Consider the following 24,296-nt stretch of genomic DNA (forward strand, 5'->3'; position numbering starts at 1 on the left):
GTACGGTTCCGTCCCGCATACAGGGGGCCTGCATACGGGACGGACCAGACGGGACGGACCAGACGGGACGGACCGGACGGGCGGGGCCGGCAAGACGGGCTGGGCTGGGCTGGACGGGCAGGGCTAGACCGGTGGCCAGGGGATGGCCGGCCAGTCGCCGCCGGGCTCGGGGTGCCTGCCGGACTCCAGCAGCGCTCCGACACGCGCGCGCGTGGCGTCGACCTCGGCCGGGGTGACGAGCGCGGCCAGGGTGGCCGCCAGCGCCCCGCCCGCTTCCAGGGCGTCCCAAAGGCCCTTGAGCACCTCGACGGCCTCCCCGGTCAGGGGCTCCCCCGCCCATCCCCACAGGAGGGTGCGCAGCTTGTCCTCGGCGTTGAAGGTGACGCCGTGGTCGATGCCGTAGAGCCGCCCGTCGGCGGTGGGCAGCAGGTGGCCGCCCTTGCGGTCGGCGTTGTTGATCACCGCGTCGAGGACGGCGAGCCGGCGCAGCCGCTCGTCGTCGGCGTGCACCAGCAGCGCGGTCCGCCCCTCACCGGCCTCGGCGAAACCGATCGCCTTCCAGCCCGGCTCGGGCTCCTCGGCGTCGACCAGGGCGAGCAGCTCGGCCTGCGGGAACACCTCGATCCACAGCTGGCACATGCCCTCGCCGTACGGCCCGTCGCGCAGCACGGTCGGCGGGACGAGCCCCCAGCCGGTCGCCTCGGAGACCGCGTACGCGGCGACCTCCCGCCGGGCGAGGGTGCCGTCGGGGAAGTCCCACAGGGGTCTCTCGCCGGCGACCGGTTTGTAGACGCAGGCCGCCTCGCGGCCCTCGTGCGCGACGGTGCAGTACAGGGCCGCGTTGGACGCCTCCCGGATGCGGCCGCGCACGGTCAGCTCGCCTCGCGCGAGCAGGTCGGCGTCGGCCCGGCCGGTGGTCGTCACGCCCCGCGGCGGTATCCGTTCTGGCGCGGACATACGTGTCCTTCCGGGTCGAGCGGCAGGCTGCACAGCGGGCACGGCGGCCGGCCGGCGTTGACGACGTCGAGGGCACGCTTGGCGAAGGCCCTGGCCTGCGCGCCGGTGAGGCGGACCCGCAGCATCGGGGGCCCGTTCTCCTCGTCCTGGAGCAACCGTTCCTCGGCCTCGGCGAGGTCCTCGTCGGTCTCGGCGTCGAGTTCCACGAGGGCCTGCGCCTCGACGATCATGCGCTGCTCCTCGCCGTCCCAGGCGAGGGCCATCGTGCCGACCCGGAACTCCTCCTCGACGGGGGTGTCGAGGGGGGCGGAGTCGGCTACTTCGGTGGGTGTGACGGCGGGTACCGCGGCACTTCCGCCGCTACGGCGTACGACCTCGTCCAGCAGCTCGTCCATGCGCTCGGCGAGCGCGGCGACCTGGGTCTTCTCCAGGGCCACGCTGGTCACCCGGGAGCCGGCCGTGGCCTGGAGGAAGAAGGTACGGCGCCCGGGCAGTCCGACCGTACCGGCCACGAAGCGGTCCGGGGGGTCGTAGAGGAACACCTGACGGGACACGTCCTGTCTCCATGGGAATCGTGGGTACGGAACGTCCATGCGTGAACGCGCGCGTATGCGGACCGCTTCACCCTACTGCGGTCGACGATCACGGTGCGCCCGCGTCACCCCCGACCGCGGCGTCCTGCTGCGGGGGCTCCTCGCGCGGCAGGAGGGAGGCGAAGTCGCCGGTGTCGCCGAGGCGGACGAGGAAGGGCCGCAGGCGGGTGTAGCGGATCACCGTGACGGAACAGGGTTCGACGGAGACGCGCTGGAAGAGGTCGAGGTGCAGTCCCAGCGCGTCCGCGACGAGCGACTTGATGATGTCGCCGTGCGAGCACATGAGGTAGACGGCGTCGGGGCCGTGGTCGCGCTCCACGCGCGCGTTCCACTCGCGCACGGCCTCGGCGGCGCGGGTCTGCATGGCCCGCATGGACTCGCCGCCGGGGAAGACGGCCGCGGAGGGGTGCGCCTGGACGACCTCCATCAGCGGGTCGTCCGCCAGCTCCGCGAGCTTGCGTCCGGACCAGTCGCCGTAGTGGGCCTCCCCGATCCGCTCGTCGGAGTGGACGGGCAGGCCGGGACGGGCGTCGAGCAGGGGCCGGATCGTCTCCTGGCAGCGTTGCAGCGGGCTGGCGACGACCTCGGCTATCGGCAGGCCCTCGAGCCTGGCCGGCAGCGCGGCGGCCTGTGCGGCGCCGCGCTCGTCGAGGGCGACGCCGGGCGTCCAGCCGGCGAGCACTCCGGAGGTGTTGGCGGTGGACCGACCGTGCCGGACCAGGATCAGCGTGGGCATGCCGCCCAGGGTAGGGGTACTCCTGGGAGCACGGGGAACCGCGGAAGGGAGAAAGTGCTTCGTGATCGTCGACTGCGCCATCTACCGGGACGGGCGCCGGACGGAGGGTCCGCAGGACTTCTCCGACGCGCTGGACGAGGCGCGTACCGCGGGCGGCTTCGTCTGGATCGGGCTGCACGAGCCCACCGAGAAGGAGTTCGCCCACGTCACGCAGGAGTTCGCGCTGCACCCACTGGCGGTGGAGGACGCCCTCAAGGCCCACCAGCGGCCCAAGCTGGAGGTGTACGACGATTCGCTGTTCCTGGTGCTGAAGCCGGTCGTGTACGAGCCGGAGAGCGACGCTGTGTCCTCCGGGGAGGTCATGGTCTTCCTCGGCGACTCCTTCGTGCTGACCGTCCGGCACGGCGAGGGCGCGCCCCTCGCAGCGGTGCGGCGGCGGCTGGAGCACGAGCCGGAGATGCTGGCGAAGGGACCGACGGCGGTGGTCTACGCGATAGCCGACGCCACCGTCGACCACTACCTGGACGTGGCGACGGAGCTGCAGACCGACCTGGAGGAACTGGAGGCGGAGGTGTTCTCGCCGGACGGCGGCGGGTCACGGAACACTGCCTCCCGGATCTACACCTTCAAGCGGCAGGTCCTGGAGTTCCGCCGGGCCACGGTCCCGCTGGCGCCCCCGGTGTCCCGGCTGGCCGGTACCGGAGGGTCCGGGGCGGGCCTGTCCGGGACGGGCCTGCCGTTCGTGAACGACAAGGCGCGGCCCTTCTTCCGTGACGTCAGCGACCATCTCGCGCGCGTGAACGAGTCCGTGGAGAGCCTGGACCGGCTCGTGTCGGACATCCTCTCGGCGCACCTGGCGCAGATGAGCGTCCGGCAGAACGACGACATGCGGAAGATCTCCGCGTGGGCGGCCATGGCCGCGGTCCCCACCATGATCGCGGGGATCTACGGCATGAACTTCGAGCACATGCCGGAGCTGCGCTGGACCTGGTCGTATCCGGCGGTGATCGCGATCATGGCCGCCCTGGAGGTGGTCCTGTACCGGATGTTCAAGCGGCGGGGGTGGCTGTAGGAGGCGAGGGCGCCACACGCGGGTACCGGGCGGTTCGAGCGCCACACGCCGGTACCGGGCGGTTCGAGCGCCACACGCGGGTGGTGGCGCGTCGCTCAGGCGAACTCGGGGGCCGTGGTGGCCGGGCCGCCCAGGGCGTCGCGGCGTTCGGGCATGCTCAGGGTGACCATGCGGCGCCAGCCCGCCAGCCGCTCCCACGTGTACACGGCGTGGATGCCGACGGCGAGGAGGGCCGCCTTGGGCCGGGACCAGCCGAGGATGCGGCCCATGTGGGACATCACGGCCAGGCTGACGTCGCGGTAGACGCGGATCTCCGCGAGCGCGGACTCGCGCAGCGTGCGCTGGATCGCGCGGCCGTGCCCCGCGCGCGCGAAGCGCAGCAGTTCCTCGTGGCAGTAGGCGAGGTGGTTGTCCTCGTCGTGGGAGATCATCCGCACCGCGCGGCCGATGTCGGGGTGGTCGGCGAAGTGCCTGCGCAGCAGCTCCATCTGCTCGGAGGCGCGCTGCTCGGTGACCCGGCTGTGGGCGAGGTAGGTGACGACGTCCTGCACGGTCAGCGGCCGGTCGGCCTTGAGCTTGTCGTGGGCGAGGCCGATGCCGCCACGCTCCAGGAGCATCGTGTAGTCGGTGTCGGGCGGGACGGGGACGGGCAGCAGGCCGCGCTTCTTCAGCAGGGCGTGGAAGATCCGCCCGTGCTTGTCCTCGTCGGCGCCGTGCCGCGTGACCTTGGGGGCGAGGTCGCGCTGGTCCGGTGGGAGGAGCGCGGCGATCCTGGCGTTCTCCCAGCCGCCCTGGGACTCCCCGCTCGCGGCGATGGAACAGAACAGCCGGAAGGACTCGTCGTCGTCCAGGATCTCCTGGAACAGACTCTTGGCCGAAAGCATCGTGGGGCACCTCTCCGCATCCCGGGGGATTCCGCAGGTTCCGCGAAGAACGAGTCAAGTGCGGAGAGAGGCGCGCTGCAACAGCTGTGCCGGAACGACTGCGCCGAACGGATGACCCGAGAAGCTCGCGCCGAAGGCGTAACCGCGCGCTCCGCGGGGCGTTGTTCCCCGTGACGGCCGTGGCGGGGAAGACCCCCGAGCCCCCACCACGGCCGCTGACTTCCCCCCTCGCTACGCCAGCCCGGCCAGCTCCAGCGCCTCGGCTCCCGCCCGCAGCGAGGCGAGCCGCTCGTCGAGGGTGAAGCCGGCGGGGGCGAGGGTGAGGGTGGTGACGCCCGCCGCCGCGTAGGCCTTCATCCGGTCGGCGATGCGCTCCTTGGAGCCCAGCAGCGTGGTCCGGTCGATCAGCTCGTGCGGAACGGCCGCCGCGGCGCCCTGCTTGTCCCCGGAGAGGTACTTGTCCTGGATCTCGTCGGCGGCCTGCTCGTAGCCCATGCGCCGGGCGAGCTGGTTGTAGAAGTTCTGCTTGCGGCTTCCCATCCCGCCGACGTAGAGCGCGGTGTAGGGCCGGAAGGTGTCGGCGAGGCGCTCGACGTCGTCGTCGGCGCCGACGGCGAGCGGCAGCGTCGGGCAGACGTCGAAGCCGTCCAGCGTCTTGCCGGCCTTCTCGCGCCCCGCGCGCAGGTGCTTGATCGCGGTGTCCTCGATGTGGTCGGCGGACGGGAAGATCAGCAGGGCGCCGTCGGCGATCTCGCCGGTCTGCTCCAGGTTCTTCGGGCCGATCGCGGCGATGTACAGCGGGATGTGCTCGCGCTCCGGGTGCACGGTCAGCTTGATCGGCTTGCCGGGGCCGCCCGGCAGCGGCAGCGTCCAGTGCTCGCCCTCGTACGACAGCCGCTCGCGCGTCATCGCCTTGCGGACGATCTCGACGTACTCGCGCGTGCGGGACAGCGGCTTGTCGAACTTGACGCCGTACCAGCCCTCGGAGACCTGCGGGCCCGAGACGCCGAGGCCGAGGCGGAAGCGGCCGCCGGACAGCGAGTCGAGGGTGGCGGCGGTCATCGCGGTCATCGCCGGCTGGCGGGCCGGGATCTGGAAGATGGCCGAGCCGACGTCGATGCGCTCGGTCTGGGCGGCGACCCAGCTGAGCACGGTGGCGGCGTCCGAGCCGTAGGCCTCCGCGGCCCAGCAGACCGCGTACCCCAGCCGGTCGGCCTCCTGCGCCACGGCCAGGTTGTCCCCGTCCATTCCGGCACCCCAGTAGCCGAGGTTGATCCCGAGCTGCATGGCCGATTCCCCTTACTGATCAGTAACGACGCTGTTGCGGAGACAGTAGCGCGGGGGCGGCCCCCGGGGGAGGGCGGTGCGGCGAGGGCCGCGGCGGCCCGCGGGGTCCCGGCCTGCCCGAACCGGTCCCGGCCCGCCCGGAATTCCATTGTCCACAGGCAACCCGCGGCCCAGTTCCGGCCAGTAATCTCGGCGTCCATGGAGCAGAGGCATCTCGGTCGCACCGGCCTGCGCGTGTCCCGCATCGGGCTCGGCACCCTGACCTGGGGCCGTGACACCGACGAGCACGACGCGGCGGACCTCTTGAAGACGTTCTGGGAGGCGGGCGGCACCCTCGTCGACACGGCGGACGTGTACGGCGACGGGCAGGCCGAGTACGTGCTGGGGCGGCTCATGGAAGGCCTGGTGTCGCGCCGGGACCTGATCATCTCCACGAAGGCCGGCAGCGTGCCCGCCCCGGACCGGCGCTTCGACGGTTCGCGCGGTCATCTCCTGGCGGCCCTGGACGCCTCGCTCGCCCGGCTCGGCACCGACCACGTCGACGTGTGGCACGTGCACGCCTTCGACCCCGACACCCCGCTGGAGGAGACCCTCCAGGCCCTCGACATCGCGGTCGCCAGCGGTCGCGCCCGCTATGCCGGCATCTCCAACTTCTGCGGCTGGCAGCTCGCCAAGGCGGCCACCTGGCAGATCGCGGCACCGGGTGCGCGCACCCGGCTGGCCAGCACGCAGATGGAGTACTCCCTGCTCCAGCGCGGTGTGGAGCGCGAGGTGCTGCCGGCCGCGCTGGACCTGGGCATCGGTCTGCTGCCCTCCTCCCCGCTCGGCCGGGGCGTCCTCACCGGCAAGTACCGCGGCGATGCCCTGCCGCCGGACTCCCGCGCCGCCTCCGACCACTTCGCGCCGTTCGTCGAGCCCTACCTCGACGAGACCGCGAGCCGCATCGTGGACGCCGTGGCGACCGCGGCGGACGGGCTCGCGGTGAGCCCGCTCCAGGTCGCCCTCGCCTGGGTCCGCGACCGGCCCGGGGTGGCCGCCCCGATCGTCGGCGCGCGCAACGCGCAGCAGCTCACGGCCGCATTGTCGGTGGAGGCCCTTAGTCTTCCTGACGAGATCTGCCGGGCGCTCGACGACGTGTCGGCGCCCGTGCACCGCTATCCCGATCACGACTGGAGCACGCTGTGAGCACGGAGCCGGAGCCCCCCAGCACCACGGAGAACACCGGGCCGGGCACCCCGGACGACGCCCCGCCCGCCGAGGACTCACCGCGGACCGGCTCCGCGGCGGCCCCGGCCGGCGGCGACGGGACGACGCCCGGGTCCGCGACGGCCGACGCCACCGTGCCGGGATCCGACGGCGCCGCCGTGCCGGAGTCCGCGGCCGAGGAGTCCGCCCGGAAGCTGTCCGAGGCCGAGGCCGAAATCGCCGCCCAGAAGCTGGAGCGGGAGCGGATCGAGCGGCGCAAGGCGGAGAAGCAGGGGCCCATCCCCGCCGGGACCAAGCTGAGCGGCAGGGCCGCCGACCTCCTCGCGGCCGTACGGGCCGTGGAGAGCGGGGAGAAGCCCACCGCCACCGTGTTCGCCGATCCGGAGCCCGCCCCGCCCCGCGCCGCCCCGGAGCCCGTGCGGCGCCCGCAGCCGGCGGCCGCGGATCCCGTCGCCACCGCACCGGCACCGGACACCGTCGCGTCCGTACGGCGTGTGCTGGCCGGTGGCGGTGCTCCCGAGGCGCTGGCGCCGCAGGCAGCGGCGGCTCTCGGCGAGGGGGCCGCGGAGGCCCTGGGCGAGGACCCCTGGCAGTTGCTGCGCGTCCCCGGTGTGCGCCCCGAGCAGGCGGACGGCTTCGCACGGGCGCTGCTCGGGGCGGAGTGCGCCCCGGACGACGAGCGGCGGGGCCGGGCGGTGACCGTCTGGCTGCTGGAGCAGGCGGCCCTGGCCGGGCACACCGCCCTGGAACTGCCGACGCTGACGGCCGCGCTCGTCCGGCAAGGGGTGCCGGACGCGGACGCGGCCGTGCAGAGCACCCTCGCCGAGGGCGAGGCCCTCGCCTTCCAGGACGCCCTGGAGGAGCCCGGCGCCGCCCCGGCCCCGGTGGCCGCGAGCGAGAAGACCGAGGAGTCCGAGGAGTCCGAGGACGACGACGAGGAGACCGGCCCGGTCCGGGTCCTCGTCGGTCTCGAGCGGTACGCGCTCGCGGAGGAGAGCCTCGCCGACGGGCTGGCCCGTGTGGCCAACGGTTTGGCCAAGGAGACCTCGACACCGTGGGAGTCCGCCGCCGCCCGGGTGTCCGGCAGCACGGCCGACCTGATCCGCGCGGTCGCCGGGCACGGCCTCGTCGTGCACACCGGCGGAGAGGCGGCGCGCGCCGAACCGGCCGCCCTGCTCGCCACCGCCCGGTCCCTGGGAATGCGTGCGTTCGCCGCCTGCCACACACCGGACGGGCGGCGCCGGCTGGCGGCACACCTGGAGGCGGCGGACGACGCGGCGGACGGCTTCGTCGTCACCCTCCCCGGACTGCTGTCCGGCGCCGAGGGCCCCGGCCGGGACGCCGAGGGCGCCTTCGCCCTGGACCTGCTGATCCTGCTGGACGCGCCGCAGCTGGACGTGGAGAGCGCAGCGATGGTGGTGGAGTCGTTCCCGGACGGCGCCCGGCTGGTGCTCAGCGGCGACCCGGCGCTGCTCTGGTCGGCCGGGCCGGGCCGGGTCTTCGCCGACCTCCTCGCCGCCCGGGTGTGCCCGCAGGTCGCCTCCCGCATCCCGGATCCGGGGCCGCTCGGCGAGCTGGTCTCCGGAGTGGGTGTCGGTGAGCTTAACCAGGTCGAGGCGCCCGGCAAGGAGATCGTGATCGTGCCGGTGCGGGACGCCGGCGAGGCCGTGCACCGGACGGTGCAGCTCGTCTCGGACTCCGTGCCGCGGGCCTTCGGCATCGCCGCCGAGGAGACGGTGGTCGTCACCCCGGGCCACGGCGGCGCGGCCGGCACCCGCGCGCTGAACGCGGCGCTGAAGGAACGTCTCAACCCCGGTCCCGGCCGCTTCGGCGGTTTCGACCCGGGCGACCGGATCGCCTACTCCCCCGTCCCGGGCCGTACGGTGACGGGCCGGGTGGTGACGGCCGACGCGGAGGGGCTGCACCTGTCCTGCGCCGGTGCCGCCGTCGTCGTACCGAAGGAGCGGGTGGAGCACTCCGTCCGGCACGGGTGGGCACTCACGGCACACCAGGCGGTGGGGAGCCGGTGGCCGGCGGCGGTCGTGGTGCTGCCCGGTGATGCCGCACAGCTCCTGTCCCGCCCCTGGGTCTACACGGCCTTCGGCCGGGCGGAGCGCCACCTGTCCGTGGTTCACGGGGTCGAGCAGGCGCTGCCCGGAGCGGTCGCCGGGATCACGGCGAAGCCCCGCACGACCCGGTTGCCGGTCCTGCTGCGCACGCAGGTCCCGGCGGCGGACTGACGGTCGCGAAGAAGCGGACGGCGGCGGGGGGGGGGGGGGGGGGCGCCCCCCCCCCGCCCCCCCCCCCCCCCCCCCCCGTCTCCCGCCTGTCGCCGTCCGTGCGCCGCCGTCCCGCGGCGTCCGACGCGGCCTCCCCGCTTAGCGGTCGGCCCGCTCGGCGTCCGACGGCTCCAGATCCTCTTCTTCCCCCGCTTCGTCGTCCTCGTCGTCCTCCGCTTCCTCTTCTTCGTCGTCCGCCAGTTCGTCCTCGATGTCGTCGTCGAAGACCGAGCTGACGTCGAAGCGGCACACCACCTGCTGCGGGTCCGGCTGCTCGAAGGGCGTCTCCAGCCATTCGCCCGGCTCGGCGGGTTCGTCGGCCGCCAGCACCCACAGGGTGGAGTCGCCCTCCTCCAGGCCGAACTCCTTGTGCCGGGAGGCGATCTCGTCGGGTTCGAACTCTCCGAAGAGCAGGCTCAGCGCGCCGTGGACGGTCCCGGATGCCTCCGCGTCCGCGCCGTCCTCGAACTCGGCCGCCTCGACCCGCTGGGCCTGCGCCAGCAGCCGCTGCGGTTCCACCACCGCGTAGTCGCGGCGGATCAGGACGCTCAGGGCGTTGGGCTCCTCGGGTCCCGCGTAGGGCGGCAGCGAGTCGTCGGCGCCGGGGATCTCGAAGGGGGTGACTTCGTCGTAACGGTCGTAGAGCAGTTCGTCGTACGCCTCCGCGGCAGCGGCCAGCTCGTTGAACGCCTCGTAGACGGCCGGGTCGTCCTCACCCGTCCGGCGTTCGACCGCCGCAAGGTGGCGGTCGAGCGCGGTCTTGACCGCCTCGGCGGCGGCGCGTACCTCGGCAGCGGTGGGCTGCGCAGCATCAGACATAGTGCAGACGCTATCCGTACCGGGCCCCAGCCCGCACAATAGATGCGATGCCGGAATACGAATTTGTCGACGTGTACGTACCGCGCGGGGTCTCCCGCAAGGACGCGACACGTCTGCTGACCGACCATGCGGAGTACGGACACTGGGAGTTGGACCGTCTGAGCCTGCTGCGGGACGGCAGCCGCCGAGTGCGGCTGCGCCGGCGGATCATCCGTCAGGTACGCGCCACGTGGTGAGCCGAAGATGACGGAAACGGAGCGGGCCCCGCCGAGGCGGGGCCCGCTCCGTTGTGCGGTGCCGGGGACCGTCAGGCCGCGGCGCGCGCCTTGCGGTAGAGGAGCGCGCCCGCGAGCAGCGCGCCGGCGCCGGCCGGGAGCGTGAGGCCCAGCGGCAGTCCGCTGCCGGTCTGGGCGAGCTGCGGGGAGTGGACGGAGGAGTGTCCGGCCGGGGTCGCGTGCCCCGGCTTGGCGGGGGTGACCTCGTCCTGGGGGTGGCTGGGCTTGCCGGGGCCCGGTGTGACGGGTGTCTCCTCCTCGCCGCCGGGAGGCGTGCCGTAGTCGCGGCCGGGGCCGCTGTCGTTGACGCAGTCGTTGCCCATGGCCGGGTTGAGGATGCCGACGACGTCGACGGTGTTGCCGCACACGTTGACCGGCACGTTCACCGGCGCCTGGACGTTGTTGCCGGAGCCGACGCCGGGCGAACCGGCGGTGTGGCCGCCCGCATGCGCGCCGCCCGGGCCGGCGTGCGAGCCGGAACCGCCGTGTGTGCCCGAGCCGCCGTGCGAGCCGGAGCCGCCGTAGTCGCCGCCGTGCCCGGCCTGGCTGCCGCCGCCGGCCTTGCCGCCGCCGTGGTCCGTACTCCGGTTGGCACAGGAGTTGCCCATGGCCGGGTTGAGGATCCCGACGACGTCGACGGTGTTGCCGCACACGTTGACCGGCACGTTCACCGGCGCCTGGACGTTGTTGCCGGACAGGACGCCGGGCGAGTCGGAGGCGTAGCCGCTCGCGCCGGAGTCGGCGTGGGCGTATCCGCCTGCGGCGGCGATCACCCCCGTCGCCGCCGCCACCGTCATGAGGCCTTTGCGCGTGACCTGTCGCATTCCTGAATCCCTGCTTTCACTCTCGTCCCGAATCGCTCGCATCCTTCCAGCTTCGCGAGGCTTCCGGGTGCTACGACTTCTTCGCTTCCCTTTCTCATGTCATTCGGATTTCGCACGAATGGCAGGAGAAAAGACCGGTCGGCCCCGGAGCACACGGCGTGCGCTCCGGGGCCGACGGTGTGGACGACCCCTCAGCGGGTCGACGTCACTTGTTGATGCAGACGTTGCCGAAGGCGGGGTTCAGCAGCCCGATCACCGAGATCGTGTTGCCGCAGACGTTCACGGGAACGTGGACGGGCACCTGGATCACGTTGCCGGAAGCGACACCCGGGGAGTGCACGGCGGCACCCTGGGCACCGGAATCGGCGACGGCCATGCCCGCGCCCGCGAGAACCAGACCACCGGTGGCAGCCGCAGCAGCAACGACCTTCTTGAGCATTATTCCTCCTTGTTGGCAATGCGATCCCCGGTAACGGGTCGCACCAGCACTAACGACGAGGAAGTAATGGGGCTACGTGCTTATCGGCGCATTCACTCTTTCCAGTCGCTCCCGCACATGCTGCCGAATACGAGGCGTGCCGTTCAGGAGGCGTCGATGAAGCGGTCGAGCACGCGGACGCCGAACCGGAGGCCGTCCACGGGCACGCGCTCGTCGACGCCGTGGAACATGCCGGCGAAGTCCAGCTCCGGCGGCAGCTTCAGCGGGGCGAAGCCGAAGCCGCGGATGCCGAGGTCGTCGAAGGACTTGGCGTCGGTGCCGCCGGAGAGCATGTAGGGGATCGCCTTGGCGGTGGGGTCCTCGGCGAGCAGGGCGGACTGCATGGCCTCCACCAGCGGCCCGTCGAAGGAGGTCTCCAGGGCCTTGTCGGAGTGCACGTCCTCACGGCGCACCTTCGGGCCCAGGATCCGGTCGAGGTCGGCGAGGAACTCCTCCTCGTGCCCCGGCAGGAAGCGCCCGTCGACGTGGGCGGTGGCCTCGCCGGGGATGACGTTGACCTTGTAGCCGGCGTTCAGCTGCGTGGGGTTGGCGGTGTTGCTCAGGGTCGCGCCGATCAGCTTGGCGATGCCGCCGAGTCGGGCGAGGGTGGACTCCATGTCCTCCGGGTCCAGCGGGGTGCCCAGCGCGTCGCCCAGTTCGTCGAGGAAGGCCCGGGTGGTCTTGGTGACCCGTACCGGGAACGTGTGGCGGCCGAGCCGGGCCACGGCCTCGGACAGCTCCGTGATCGCGTTGTCCCGGTGGATCATCGAGCCGTGCCCGGCGGTGCCGGCCACCCTCAGCTTCATCCAGTGCATGCCCTTCTCGGCCGTCTGGATCAGATAGAGCCGGCGCTCCTCGCTCACCGTGAAGGAGAACCCGCCCACCTCGCTGATCGCCTCGGTGACGCCCTCGAAGAGGTCCGGGTGGCGGTCCACGAGGTGCCGGGCGCCGTAGGTGCCGCCCGCCTCCTCGTCGGCGAGGAAGGCGAGGACGATGTCGCGCGGCGGCCTGCGCCCGGAGCGCAGCCGGTCGCGGACGACCGCCAGGGTCATCGCGTCCATGTCCTTCATGTCGACCGCGCCCCGGCCCCACACGCACCCGTCGGCGACCTCTCCGGAGAAGGGGTCGTGGGTCCAGTCGGCCGCGTTGGCGGGGACGACGTCGAGGTGACCGTGGATGAGGAGCGCGGGCCGGGAGGGGTCCGTGCCCTCGATGCGGGCCACGGTGGAGGCGCGTCCCGGGTGGGACTCGTAGATCTTCGGTTCGAGCCCGACCTCGGCGAGCTTCTCGGCGACGTACTCGGCCGCCTTGCGCTCGCCCGGACCCGAGTGGTCGCCGTAGTTGCTGGTGTCGAACCGGATCAGCTCGCGGCAGAGGTCCACGACCTCGTCCTCGCCGGTGACGCCGCTGGCCGTGTCGTCCGTCGCGCTCACGCTGGTTCCTCCCGCTGTCACTGCTGGTGGTTCCCCTCATCCTCCCCCTCCCCGGCGCCCGCGCCCAAGACCGGTCCCGGCCCGTCACGCGCCGTTCACGCCGGGCGCGGCGGACGGCGGGTGGCGGGCGGGCCCCGAGTGCGGGCCCCGAGTGCGGACCCTGAGGGCGGGCCCTGATCGGGCGTCGAGCGGGCTGTGATCGGGCACCCCGGAAAGCCTGGTAATGTTTACGTCGTCGCCGCGGGGGAAACCCGCGCGAAAGACACCTTGTCCGGGTGGCGGAATGGCAGACGCGCTAGCTTGAGGTGCTAGTGCCCTTTATCGGGCGTGGGGGTTCAAGTCCCCCCTCGGACACCAGCAGGATCGAAGAAGGACCCTTGACCACCAAGGGTCCTTCTTCGCTTTTCAAGCGGTCGGCAGGCCTCACGCAGGCAGGCGTGGGCATCAAGGTCCCGGAAGCAGCGCCGTACGGACATCCGGGTCACACAGCAGCGTGAGGACCTCGGGCTCGTCCATGAAGATGTCCTCGGCGCCCGGGGCGAGCGCCTGGTGAAACATGGCGTGGACGACATCGGCGGTCGGCTGCTCCCAGATGGCAGCCGCGCAGTCCACGGCGTCCTCCAGGTCGCCCTTGTCGACGGCCACGCGCCATTCCCTGAGTAAAAGTGGGGTGATCCGGTAGGCGTTGCGGCGCCCTCGAACGAGAAGGCCGCGGTTGAGACCGAAAACCTTGATCGTCTCCTTGCCCTTGTCCGTGAGGTGCACGTAGACGCCGGTGGCGAGCGAGAGGTGCAGGTGCGACGCAGGGTTCTCACGGCTCGGGTCGATGAGCAAGGGCGTGCCGTCGTCGGCGAGCGGGAAGACGTCGCGCTTCAGGTGGCTGTTGCACAAGGAGCACGCCAGGAGGTGGTTGCTCCAGTCGAAGGTCCGTAACGGATTCTCGCGGACGGGCTCGAAGTGGTCGATGTCCGTGCCCTGGCTGTCTCCACAGTACATGCAGCGTTCCAGCCCTGGCGCCATCTCCGCCAGGGCTGTGCGCAGGGCCGGGTGTACATGTCTCCGTACAGTCGTGTGCTTCCACAACTGCTTGGCCCGCTGCCGTGGGACGGGTGCCTGCCTGATGTCGTCCGTGTGGCCGGACATTGCCGTCAGGGTCTGCTGCGGGAGGGCCCTTCGCGTGATCCGGATCACGAATCACCTCGTGTGCGGCCCGAATGGCGCCGGGCCGTAATCTCGTCGACACGGGTCGCCGGAGAGCTGGCCAACTTGCGCTTCAGAGCCCGGTACTGGGCCTTCTCTTCCTCATTGGCGCGGCCGCGCACCACGTCCAGCTCCAGGGCGATGAGCTCCTCCCGTTTCTGCTCGGCCCTCTCCGAGTACGGGGTGTCGAGTCCGAACAGGTCGGAGAGGACCGCGTCGTCCCCGCTGCCGAAGATGATGCGGTCGTAGAGGTGCTGAGGCACGACCTCCACCGGGCTGTCCTCGTCCGGGCCCGGGAGCCGGATCAGGCCGCCCGGGTCCGCCGCCTGGCAGATGTAGGGACTGTGAGTGGTGACGATGAACTGGATGTTCGGAAAGTGTGCCTTCAGCCAGCCACCGATCCGCTTCTGCCAGGAGACGTGCAGGTGAGCGTCGATCTCGTCGATGATGACGACTCCGGTGCTCGGAACGTTCGGGACACCGTCCGTCGCATCGAGGACGAGTTCGCCGTAGGCGTCGTGAATCTGCTTGAGGATGTCCACGACCAGGGCAGCCACCGTCCGGTATCCGTCGCTCATCTCACGCAGCGGGAACCGGTGGTTCCGGTTCATGACCCATAGACCCTCGGAGTCGACGCCGTCGATGCGGTAGTTGTCGGGAAGCAAGTCGTCGCCGAGGATGGCCAAGGCGGCAGCCTTGAGGTCCTGGGCGCCCTCGCGGTCCTCGAAGGCGCGCAGATGCTGCTCGATGAGCCAGCTCACGCCCTCCGCGAGGGAAGCATCTTCATGAAAGAGGCTGGTCAGCCGGGCGACCGGACCCGACGTGGACATCAGCCGTTGGATGTCGCTGGAGCCACCGGCCAGTCGACGGAAGGGGCCGTATCCCGCGCAGAACCATCCCACAGGGTTGTCCGCCCATGGGCCGCGCACAGCGACGGGGCGCTCCTTCTGGTAGCCGATGGGCATCAGCGACGGCTGACCGGTCCTGCTGGAGCCCGGCTTGCCGGACAGCGACCCGTCATTCGACGCGGTCCACCGCAGCCCGGCCCAGATCGGCAGGGCCGGCCGCCGCTCCATGGTGAAATCGTCCTGCTCCGGGTCGTGGACCAAGCACACCTCCGCCTTCGCCACCCTCTCGTCTCTGGCGACCCAGGTGTCGAACCCGGGGACAAGGCTCCGGGCGACGGCCGGTCCACTGATCGCAAGGGCGAGCGCGCGCAACAGAGTCGTCTTGCCCGAGCCGTTCCGGCCGGCCAGTACCGTCCAGCCGGCATAGGAGCCGTCGGGTCGGGTCAGGTCCAGGTCGACTGTGCGCGCGCCGTGGAACGACCTGATGTTCCGTAGGCGCAGATTCTTGAGGTACATATCCCGTCCGCCCGCATCCCGATCCGAGGTGAGAGCCGATGTGCGATCGGCTCCGCGGCGACTGTAACGTGCTGATCCGACAAAACATCCCAGGTCAGTGACCACCCTCCAGGAACGGGCTGCGGGTGCCCGCCCAGGTGATGGCGAGCTGTTCGCGGGCCCTGGTGGCGGCGACGAACAGCAGGGAGCGCTCGCGCTGCAGGTCACGCTGGTGCTGCAGGCGATCCTCGGACGCGGGGGTCATGGCACCGGGCTGAGGTACATGGTCCGCACCGACGCCGATGATCGCGACCGCGCGGTACTCCAGCCCTTTGATCCGGTGCATTGTCATCACATGCACTCCGGCACCGATCTCCGGGGTCTGCCGTGACATCACCTGGACGGCCTTGATGCCCGCGCTGTTCAGCGCTTCCACCGCCGCCTTGACGAGCTTGTTGGTCCGGGCGGTGACGACGATCTCGTCTTCCTTCAGCCCTTCGCCCAGCCAGCCCTCGATCCGGGTGATCAGGCCGGCGATCTCGGCGGCGGTGGAGGGGTGTTCGACGAGCTCCGGCCTGGCTCCCCCGAGGACGGACCGGTAGCCCGCCAGGTCCTCGGTCGAGTCGTCGAGGTCGTCGAACTTCGCGTCGCCCAGCAGGCTCAGGGATGTGCCGAGGATCTGCCGGGTCGTGCGGTAGTTCAGGGTGAGCCGCTTGGAGCGTTTGCCTCGCACGTTGATGCCGTGGGCGCTCAGCGGGGTCTGGTTGCCGTAGATCCTCTGGTGGGCGTCGCCGACGATGAACAGGTCGTCCTCACCGTCCGGGACCAGTGCCCGCAGCAGCTTCCAGTGTGCGGCGTGCAGGTCCTGGGCCTCATCCACGACGATGTGCCGGTACGGGCGCGTCTCGTCGTTCCAGCCGGAGGCGATCCGGGCGGCCTGGGCGGCGAGCTGGGTGACGCCGACCTCGCCGGCCGCGTCCAGGCGGTGTTCGAAGGCTTCGATCAGCCCCCACACCTGGGCGCGCTCGGGGCGGTTGAGGCGTCGGCCGCGGCCGGCCCGGCTGGCGGCGAAGTACTCGTCGCGGCTGCGTACGTCCTGGGCCAGGACGACCTGCTTCCATTCCGCTTCGAGGAAGCGTGCGTCCCAGCGGTGTGACTGCTGATCGTCGGCGACTTCCTCCCAGCGCTTGCGGATCTCGTCGTCACCGAGGGGCTTCGGGGTCTTGGTGCCGAAGATGTCCTTGGCTATGCCGTAGGAGACCTTGTCGATGTTGCGGACGTCGACTTTCGCCGTGAGCTGTGCGCCGCCGAGGTCCTCCAGCAGGGAGCGCAGCAGTTCGGCGAGGGTGGTGGTGTAGGTGGTGAGCAGGATCGCCTGGCCCGGCGGCATCCGTTCGGCGAGGGCCTTGACCCGGTGGAGGGCCACGACGGTCTTGCCCGTGCCGGGGCCGCCGGTGACGCGCACCGAGCCCTTGTTGGGGGTCTTGCGCTCGGCCAGGGCGCGCTGCGCCGGGTGCAGGAAGATCCGCCAGGCCGACAGCGGCTCGGACATGATCTGCTTGAACTCGGCGACGTCGCCGGTGATGACGAACGACTCCTTGGTCGCGGGGCGTTCGTTGGCGGCCTCGTAGTCCTCCGGGTCGACGGTGTCGCTGGTGGCGGCCACCGAGCTGACCTGTTCCCAGACCTCCTCGACGGTCATGCCGTCGGCGAGGCAGAGGATCACGTCCCGGGCGAGTTTCGGCAGGTGTTCGACGAAGCCGAGGATGGCGTCAACGCTGCGGATCTCCCGCAGGGCGGGGACGACCGAGGGGTGGACGCCGAGCCGGTCGAAGTCGGCGTCGGAGACCTCGGCGAAGACCGACGGCTCGGCCGGCTCGGCGGAGGCCTTAGCGGGCTGTCCGCTGAGGGTGCCTTCGACGCTCGCCAGGTTGATCAGCTCGACACCGCCGGTGACCTTGTTGATGTCGAAGATGATGTGGGAGGCGAGGGTGTAGGCGTCGTCGTGCGGCAGCACCGCGACCAGGTAGTAGATCCGGTCGGCGTAGTGCATCAGCACGGCCCGGAAGTTGTCGTTGATCCTGGCCGTGCGGACCCGCTTGTCCCGGCCGCCCTTCGGCGGCTTGAGGTTGAGTCCGTTGGCGTCCGGGTCGCGCTGCATCTTCATGATGAACTGCAGCACCTGCGCCTGGACGGCTCCGTCCAGGGCGTCGTAGTACTTGCCGAAGACGTCAGCCATGACGACCTGGGCCTTGGACATCAGCGGTTCTCCAAACGCTCGGCCAGTTCGGCCACATCAACAGTTTCCGCGTGGGCGACGTGCCAGCCGGCCGCCGCGAACGACGCGTCCCGGTCCTCGTTCGTGTCGAGGAAGACCGCCACCCTGGCGTCGGGCCAGGCGAGTTCCGCCTGGTCCGGCAACCGCTCGTCGAGTTCGAAGCCGACCTCCGGAGCACCGTAGCGACGCGTGTGGGCTTCCTTGACCAGGGCGAACAGCAACTCCTCGACCTGCGGTGCAGCCCACTCGACCGCTTCTGCCCACGGTTGCGGCAGCTGCTCGGGCACGCCGCTCGTGGTGGGCAGCGCGCCCGCGAGCAGGGCGACCGCGTGCGCGTCCGCCTGTCCGGCCGTGGACACGGCAACCTGGTGGAACGAGCGCGGGAGCGCGGGGCCGTGGGTGCCCGTCAGCAGTTGCAGAAGGTTGGACCAGCGCAGCCAGTCGGCCCAGCGCCGGCGGTGGGCGGGCTCGGCAACGGCCTCGTCGCGGTCGTCCAGGACCGTGAAGGCCGACCAGGCGGACATGCCGGGCTGTCCGGTCGAGGGCTCGGCCCGCCGGTCGAGCAGGCCGATGACGCGCAGTCCGCCCGGTGTGCGGGCGTCCAGCGCCATGGCGTCGGGGGCTGACTGGCCGACGGGGGTGGGCAGGGGGTCACCGGCCAGTATCCGCGGCAGTCGTTCGCCCACGGCCTGCCGGTCGACCGGCTGTCGCGACGCCCCGCCGCCGGCGAAGCCGCCGATGAGGGCGGCGGCCTTGCGGGACCACTTCTCCGCGTCAGGGTCGGCCAGTACCGCCAGCAGGGTCTCGATCGGATTGCGCAGCACCGGGTCCAGGGTGTCCTCCGAGCGCGGACCGCCGATCAGGGACTGGTGGATCTGCCGGGCCGTCTTCAGCGCGTTGTCGCCGAGGAGCGGTTCCGCGGGCGTGCGCACCTCTCGGTCGGCCGAGGTCCCCTCCACGGCCGCCTTCCAGGCCATGACGTCGGCGTGGGTGAACTGCCACACCTGTGTGCCGTCGGCGCGCAGCGCCTCGCGCTTGGCCGCGTCGTCGGCGATCCGGTTGATGCCGGCGCTGGCATGGTAGGCGTAGCCGTCGAGGAAGACCGCGATGCGGGTGGAGGGCCCGTCGATCCGGGTCAGCAGGTAGTCCGGTTCGCTGGGTGCGGAGGTCAGCTGGCGTACGTGGTCCTGGAAGAGCCAACGGGTGGTACCGCCGTCGGGCCGGGTGAAGCGCAGCTCGTACTCCATGCCGCGTTCACCGGCGCGGGGCGTCACCGTGCCGGTCTCCTGCGGGCGGCTGCCCCACTCGACGAGGGTGCGGACGAACTGGGCCTCCAGTTCGCTGTCGGCGAGCTGGTCGATGCGCACGCCGGACAGGGTGTCGACGTCCTCGGTGTCCCAGTCGGTGAGGATCTCGTCGAGGAGTTCCTTGGCGACGCGCAGCGACGCGTGGGGGTGCTCGTCGCTTCTGACGTGCGGCAGCAGGCACCGGTGGCAGGGGGTGCGGACGTTCTCCTTGCCGCAGGGGCAGTCCCGCAGCGCGGTCTGGGCGAGGGTCAGCACCCGGTGCAGCACGGTGCGGTCGGCGAGGTGTTCCAGGTAGCCCGTGCCGCCGGGCATGGAGTCGTGCAGGACGAGGAACCGGCGGCGCAGTTCCTGCGTGCCGCCCGGCATGGTGGCAGTGACGACCCGCAGGTGGTCGGGGGCTCCGCCGAAGTGCTTGGTGATGCCCAGCAGCAGCGCCGCCTTGAACGACACCAGCCGGGTCTCCAGGTGCAGGGTGGAGAAGGGCAGCAGGATGCGCAGCGCCTGGGTCGTCAGCTCGTGGACGAGGACGAGCCGCTGTACCGGTTCGGCGTCGATCCCGTCGTCCTTGTGACCGCACCAGTACGCGTGCCGGGTGCCGATCCGCTGGGCGTTGCGGTCCCATGCCTGGGGGTGCACACCGCGTACGGCCCCGCACTCCAGGCAGGTCTCGAAGCCGGGGACCTGGACCTGCTCCCCCGCGATCTGGTGCTCGGGTCCCGCGACGGCGGCCGGGCCGAGGTTCAAGGTACGGATGGTCGCCTCCCGCGCGAACTCCACACCGAACGGCAGGTCCCCCTTCCGTTTCCAGGCCCGCAGCCCTTGGGGCTGGTCCGGGTCGATGTCGACCAGTGTGAGGTCGGAGAACCGGCGTCGTTCGCGTTCGTCGCGCTCGTCGGTGAGCCGCGCGTCCTCGCGGCGTTCGCGGGCGGTGACGCGCTCGGGCACGAGGACGGTGTGGAGCGCCCCCGGGTCGCCGATCTGCGCGGCCTGACAGCGCGGGCAGGCGGTCAGGTCGGGGCCGCTCTCGGCGGTGGCGACGTAGCCGCACTCGGGGCAGAGCCGCCACTGGGCGTAGGCGGTGTCGCCCTCGCCGGCGCCCAGGTCGACGCCGTTGACGATGTACTTGTAGCCGTCGCTGTGGAAGGTGTTGCCGGGTGCGAGTTCTAGCAGGCCGGTGCGCGAGCCGCGCCCGTACTCGGTCAGTTTCTCCTGGAACTCGCCGTCGGCGTCCTTCCACCACAGGGTGGCGTCCAGGAGCGTGGCGTCGTCGTGGAGCGTGTAGTTGGGCAGCAGGCCGAGCCGGACCATGGCGTTGACCGAGTTCTCGCCGACCAGGGCGTCCCGGCGCTTGTTGACGGACCTGCGCTCCGCGTAGAGCTGGCGGCGCTGTTCGTCGCGTTCGCGGTCGCCGGAGGCGGTGGACAGGGCGTCGAAGGCGCGGCCGATCTGCCGGGAGCGGGAGCGCAGTGCCTCCAAGCGCTTGCGCCAGGCGGTGGCGGCCTTGCCCACCGACTCCTCCAGCTTCAGCCCGGCGAACTGCCGCAGCCCCTGCTCGGCCTCCGGCGACATGGCGGGAAAGAGCGCGATGAAGGCGGAGGCGAGTTCGGCGTGGCGGGCCTGGGCGACGTCCAGGAAGCGGCGGAACCAGCCGTCCGCGGCCAGCCCTCGGGTGAAGAGCGCGCCGATGCGGTGCGGCATGGGCTCCTCGGGCATCGCCGTCCCCTGCCACAGGCTGCGGTCGGCGGCCCGGTCCAGCAGGTACGCCAGGTACTGGCGGTGCAGGATCTCGGAGGCGTCGAGGTAGCAGTCCGGCGGGATGATCCGTCCGGCGAGCATCTGCTCGGGTGCGTGCAGGTAGTACTGGTTGCGGGCGCCGCGTGGCACGAAGGTGACGGTGAGCGAGTTGCCGGTACTACGCCCTGCGCGGCCGATGCGCTGCGCGTAGTTGGCGGGTGCGGGCGGCAGGGAAGCCAGCAGTACGGCGGACAGGTCGCCGATGTCGATGCCAAGTTCGAGGGTCGGCGTACAGGTCAGCACGTTCGGGTCGAAGGGCGCGCGGCGCAGCTTGAAGGCCTGCTCGACCTCCTCGCGGCGGGCCCGGCTGAGAGCACCTGTGTGCTCGGCGGTGAGGACGTCGCCGGGGCGGTCGACGGTGTAGAGGCGGCGGTAGTAGTCGTCGCGGTAGTCACGGTCGTCGGTGGTGAAGGTGCCGGTGCACTGGAAGCGCAGGCAGGGGGTGCCGAGCCAGTCGTCGCGCCGGCCGGGCGGCACGGTGTGGCGCCAGGTGCAGCTGTCGCAGCGGACTCCGTAGTCGTTGACGGCGGCGCCGTAGGCGTCGTCGGGCGACGACGGGTCGGTGGCGAGGCTGTGCACCATGATGGTGCGCGGCCGGAGCGCGAAGACGGTCGAGCCGCCGTCGCCGGGGTAGGTGGCCAGCACTTCGCGCTGGGCCAGCAGCTTCATCGCCTGCTCGGCGACGGCGCGGGCCTCGTGTCGCGTGCAGCCGAGAGTCCGGTGGCCCCAGTCGGCGAACCAGGTGTTGTCGCGGTTGAGCGAGTCGAAGTCGGACGTCCCGAGTTTTCCGAGGATCGGGAAGGTCGGTGCGGCGAGGCCGCGCGGGAAGGCGGGCATCCCGGTGGGCCGTCCGCCCCAGATCGGCCAGCGGCGGGCGCCGGCCTGCGCGATGTACTCCTTCAGCCAGGGGTGGAACAGCGCGCCGCGCAGCCGCATCCGCTCGAGGAGCCCGCGCAGGTAGACCTGGTACGCGGTGTCGTCGGCGGGGAGCGTGATCTGTCCGGGGAGGCGCTGGTGGGCCTCCCGCAGCAGCGCGGCGACGGTGGCGGCGTCGGGCAGCTCCACCTCGACGGCGGTAGTGCGGGTCAGTTCGAGGGTGCGGCCGAGGCGGGAACGCAGGCCGAACTCCATCAGGGTCTGGAAGACCATGCGGTCCTGCAGCATGTACGCGCCCGCGTCACTGAAGCCCTCGCCGGTGAGGAGGGTGCGGATCTCCGGGTTGTCCCGCAGGTCGGGCGGGACGATCGAGGCGAGCTTGCTCCGCTCGCCCTTCTCGGCGGCCGTCACGACGGCTTCGGCCGCGTCGGTGGCGAGGTCGTGCACGGCGACGGGGACTCCCGGCTTGAGCTGCTCGGCGAGCAGCCCGCGGAAGGTGAAGCCGAAGCTGCGGTTGGCGATGAACGCGGCCCGGTGCGTGGCGTCCTGCACGGAGTCGGTGAACACGAGCAGCTTGCGCTCGTCGTCGGTCAGGCCCCGGTCGGAGAAGAGCTGGGTGGTGGTGACGGAGGCGAGGGTGGCGGTGCCCGCGCCGAGAAAGCGCATGCCGTCGGAGAGGTCGCAGGACGGGCACCGGTCGCCCGCACCGGCGGGGATCGGCCCGGGGACGGTGAGCACGGGCACGGTCTCGCTGCCGGCCATGGTCCGCAGCTCGCCTTCCTCGGCGTGCAGGAAGACGGGGGTGTGCTCGCCGGGCCTGGCGCGGATCATCCAGCGCACGGCACGGTTGTTCTGGGCGGAGGCGCGGTAGATCTCCAGCGGCTTGGTCTTGAGCTGCTGCCACTCCAGGTCCGTGGAGAGCGCCGCCCAGCCCGAGCGTCCGCAGTGACGGCAGTACACGGCGGGCAGGTGAGCCCGGTAGGCGGGGCCCACGGGCCGGACGAACGGGGCCGGGGCGCCGGGGCCGGTGTCCTTCTCCGCTTCGGCGTCGGCGGTGCCGTCCACCTCGGCGGCGGGGTAGATGGCGAGGTTGGCCGGGTTGGGCTGGGTGTCTCCTGTGGGACCGTCGTCGTCGAACCAGCGGAAGTGCGGGGTCGCCGTCGCGGCGCGGATGACACGGCGTACCTCGCGCACCCAGAGCTGTGCCTCGACGCGCAGGAACGGGCCGATGCGGCCGGTGTCGGGGTCCTCGGCGCGGGCGGTCGACACGAGGGCGAGGAGCCGGGCGAGGCCGGTCGCGACCAGGTCGACGTCCGTACGGGCCGCCTCGTCCCAGGCCGCGCCGCCGCCGCGCTTGGCGAACTCCCGGGCGATGTCGGGGACGGTGACGGGGAGGTCGCCGGCGACGTCGAGGAGGGCCCTGATGAGGTTGTGCTGGCGGAGCTTCCTGCCGAGTTCGATGGGGTCGGCGAAGTCCATGCCGACGACGAGTTCCGCCAGTTGATGAATGGCGGTGGGGTCGTCGAGGGGGTCGGGGATCGCGGCGAGGGCGGCCGGTGAGGGGACGGGGAGCAGGAAGTCCGGCTCGGCGACGAAGTCGGCGGGTGACTGGCGGTCCTCGCCGATGAGGGCGGTGTCGGGGAAAGGCGTTCCGAAGACCTTCTCGGCGAATTCGAGGAGGAGTTCGCGATCCGACTTCTGCGGGCCGTCGGCGTCCGGGGCGACCTCGTCGGCGGGGGCGCCGCCGCCGAGGGTGGCGGAGGTGGCGACGGGGGTGATCGTGCCGAGCGGGCGGCCCAGTTCCGCCTTGCCGGTGGCGGCACCGAGACGACGCAGCAGCATGGCGACGTCGGTGCCCTGGGCGCCGTCGTAGGTGTGGAACTCGTCCAGGACGACGTAGGTCAGCCCGCCGTCCTTCCAGAGCGGGACGTCCGGGACGCGCTGGAGGAGGAGGTCCAGCATCTTGTAGTTGGTGAGGAGCAGGTCCGGCGGGTTGGCCCGGATCGCCTCGCGGTCGGTGATCAGACGGCTGTCGGGCGACAGCTGAGCGGGGGTGATCGTGCTCGCGCCGGCCTCGCGGGCGTAGGCGCCGGGGGCGTCCTCGTCCTCGTCCTCCGGGGGGCGGTTGCCGGCGGTTCCGCCGATGTAGACGCCGGCGGTGACGGAGGAGAGGGCGGGGTTCTCGGCGAGCAGTTCGTCGATGCGGCGGGCCTGGTCGTCGGCCAGGGCGTTCATCGGGTAGAGCAGGAGCGCCTTGACGCCCTTCACTCCGGCGGCTCGGGCGCGGGCGCAGTGGTCCAGGATCGGGATGAGGAACGACTCCGTCTTGCCGGATCCGGTGCCGGTGGTGACGATCGTCGGCTCGGGGGCGTGGCCCGACTTGCTGGAGAGGCGTTGCCAGGCGGTGGCCTGGTGGGTGTAGGGGCGGAAGCCGTCGGGGTACCAGTCGAGGGCCTGCTCCCAGCCCCGGGGTGCCTCCCGGAAGGGGGTGCGGACACGGAGGTACGGGCCGCGGAAGAGCCTGCTCTCCGGCCGCTCCAGGAACGCCTCGAGCTCCTCGCGGACGTCGTCGTCGGCGAGCGCGAAGCTCGTCGTCAGGTACGCGGCGAGGGCACGACGCAGATCCTCGGCGGCCAGAGAGGGAAGCATGGCGGT

General features: G+C 71.7%; 17 protein-coding genes and 1 tRNA gene. 5 read left to right on the forward strand and 13 right to left on the reverse strand.

The annotated features are described in order from the left end of the window. Positions 1-123 precede the first annotated feature (123 nt). The 3 genes from ACGFQC_RS26765 to ACGFQC_RS26775 all read right to left on the reverse strand — a co-directional run bounded on the left by ACGFQC_RS26765 (position 124) and on the right by ACGFQC_RS26775 (position 2,286). Positions 124-957, reverse strand: coding sequence for an SCO1664 family protein (locus ACGFQC_RS26765; RefSeq protein WP_363089236.1), 834 nt, complete (start codon positions 955-957; stop codon positions 124-126). After that, positions 921-1,511 carry a DUF3090 domain-containing protein gene (locus ACGFQC_RS26770; protein WP_363089237.1) on the reverse strand — a complete coding sequence of 197 codons (591 nt, stop codon included), beginning with the start codon at positions 1,509-1,511 and terminating at the stop codon, positions 921-923. The genes ACGFQC_RS26765 and ACGFQC_RS26770 overlap by 37 nt, the downstream gene beginning before the upstream one ends. Positions 1,512-1,599: 88 nt before the next feature. Continuing rightward, positions 1,600-2,286: a histidine phosphatase family protein gene (locus ACGFQC_RS26775; protein ID WP_363089238.1), complete on the reverse strand. Its 687-nt coding sequence runs from the start codon at positions 2,284-2,286 to the stop codon at positions 1,600-1,602. Positions 2,287-2,347: 61 nt separating this feature from the next. On the opposite strand from ACGFQC_RS26775, the gene corA reads away from it, so the two are divergent. Further along, complete coding sequence (corA, locus tag ACGFQC_RS26780; RefSeq protein WP_363089239.1) at positions 2,348-3,358, forward strand: magnesium/cobalt transporter CorA; 1,011 nt, start codon at positions 2,348-2,350, stop codon at positions 3,356-3,358. A 95-nt stretch (positions 3,359-3,453) separates the two neighbouring features. Here corA and ACGFQC_RS26785 read toward each other — a convergent pair whose 3' ends face one another. After that, entirely contained in the window at positions 3,454-4,242 is a 789-nt protein-coding gene (locus tag ACGFQC_RS26785) for a ferritin-like domain-containing protein (RefSeq protein ID WP_363089240.1), read from the reverse strand. Positions 4,243-4,473: 231 nt separating this feature from the next. Next, positions 4,474-5,529, reverse strand: a complete 1,056-nt coding sequence (locus ACGFQC_RS26790) for an LLM class F420-dependent oxidoreductase (protein ID WP_363089241.1) — start codon at positions 5,527-5,529, stop codon at positions 4,474-4,476. Positions 5,530-5,727: 198 nt separating this feature from the next. Here ACGFQC_RS26790 and ACGFQC_RS26795 point away from each other — a divergent pair, with 198 nt between their 5' ends. Continuing rightward, positions 5,728-6,714 (forward strand): aldo/keto reductase, encoded by a 987-nt coding sequence (locus ACGFQC_RS26795; RefSeq protein WP_363089242.1) that lies wholly within the window; start codon positions 5,728-5,730, stop codon positions 6,712-6,714. After that, the gene (locus ACGFQC_RS26800) at positions 6,711-8,975 is read left to right on the forward strand and encodes a helix-hairpin-helix domain-containing protein (RefSeq protein ID WP_363089243.1); all 2,265 of its coding nucleotides are present in this window, start codon (positions 6,711-6,713) and stop codon (positions 8,973-8,975) included. Before ACGFQC_RS26795 ends, ACGFQC_RS26800 begins: the two co-directional genes overlap by 4 nt. 138 nt (positions 8,976-9,113) lie before the next feature. On the opposite strand, the gene ACGFQC_RS26805 is transcribed toward ACGFQC_RS26800, so the two are convergent. Continuing rightward, entirely contained in the window at positions 9,114-9,833 is a 720-nt protein-coding gene (locus ACGFQC_RS26805) for a hypothetical protein (RefSeq protein WP_363089244.1), read from the reverse strand. Between the two features lie 47 nt (positions 9,834-9,880). On the opposite strand from ACGFQC_RS26805, the gene ACGFQC_RS26810 reads away from it, so the two are divergent. Further along, the gene (locus ACGFQC_RS26810) at positions 9,881-10,069 is read left to right on the forward strand and encodes a DUF5703 family protein (protein WP_005485166.1); all 189 of its coding nucleotides are present in this window, start codon (positions 9,881-9,883) and stop codon (positions 10,067-10,069) included. Between the two features lie 71 nt (positions 10,070-10,140). Here the strand turns inward: ACGFQC_RS26810 and ACGFQC_RS26815 are convergent, their stop codons facing one another. The 3 genes from ACGFQC_RS26815 to ACGFQC_RS26825 all read right to left on the reverse strand — a co-directional run bounded on the left by ACGFQC_RS26815 (position 10,141) and on the right by ACGFQC_RS26825 (position 12,843). Beyond that, positions 10,141-10,932 carry a chaplin gene (locus tag ACGFQC_RS26815; protein ID WP_363089245.1) on the reverse strand — a complete coding sequence of 264 codons (792 nt, stop codon included), beginning with the start codon at positions 10,930-10,932 and terminating at the stop codon, positions 10,141-10,143. Positions 10,933-11,137: 205 nt separating this feature from the next. Continuing rightward, positions 11,138-11,371, reverse strand: a complete 234-nt coding sequence (gene chpH / locus ACGFQC_RS26820) for a chaplin ChpH (RefSeq protein ID WP_363089246.1) — start codon at positions 11,369-11,371, stop codon at positions 11,138-11,140. 143 nt (positions 11,372-11,514) lie between these two features. Further along, positions 11,515-12,843 (reverse strand): M20/M25/M40 family metallo-hydrolase, encoded by a 1,329-nt coding sequence (locus ACGFQC_RS26825; protein WP_363089247.1) that lies wholly within the window; start codon positions 12,841-12,843, stop codon positions 11,515-11,517. A 269-nt stretch (positions 12,844-13,112) separates the two neighbouring features. Here ACGFQC_RS26825 and ACGFQC_RS26830 point away from each other — a divergent pair. After that, a tRNA-Leu gene (locus ACGFQC_RS26830) sits at positions 13,113-13,200 on the forward strand. Between the two features lie 87 nt (positions 13,201-13,287). Here the strand turns inward: ACGFQC_RS26830 and ACGFQC_RS26835 are convergent. The 4 genes from ACGFQC_RS26835 to ACGFQC_RS26850 all read right to left on the reverse strand — a co-directional run bounded on the left by ACGFQC_RS26835 (position 13,288) and on the right by ACGFQC_RS26850 (position 24,290). Continuing rightward, positions 13,288-13,839, reverse strand: a complete 552-nt coding sequence (locus ACGFQC_RS26835; RefSeq protein ID WP_363089248.1) for an HNH endonuclease — start codon at positions 13,837-13,839, stop codon at positions 13,288-13,290. A 191-nt stretch (positions 13,840-14,030) separates the two neighbouring features. Further along, entirely contained in the window at positions 14,031-15,407 is a 1,377-nt protein-coding gene (locus ACGFQC_RS26840) for an AAA family ATPase (protein WP_363089249.1), read from the reverse strand. Positions 15,408-15,501: 94 nt separating this feature from the next. Next, positions 15,502-17,646 (reverse strand): UvrD-helicase domain-containing protein, encoded by a 2,145-nt coding sequence (locus ACGFQC_RS26845; protein ID WP_363089250.1) that lies wholly within the window; start codon positions 17,644-17,646, stop codon positions 15,502-15,504. Continuing rightward, the gene (locus ACGFQC_RS26850; protein WP_363089251.1) at positions 17,646-24,290 is read right to left on the reverse strand and encodes a DEAD/DEAH box helicase; all 6,645 of its coding nucleotides are present in this window, start codon (positions 24,288-24,290) and stop codon (positions 17,646-17,648) included. Before ACGFQC_RS26850 ends, ACGFQC_RS26845 begins: the two co-directional genes overlap by 1 nt. Positions 24,291-24,296 lie beyond the last annotated feature (6 nt).

The organism is Streptomyces sp. NPDC048734, from assembly GCF_043198675.1.
Classification (GTDB): Bacteria; Actinomycetota; Actinomycetes; order Streptomycetales; family Streptomycetaceae; genus Streptomyces.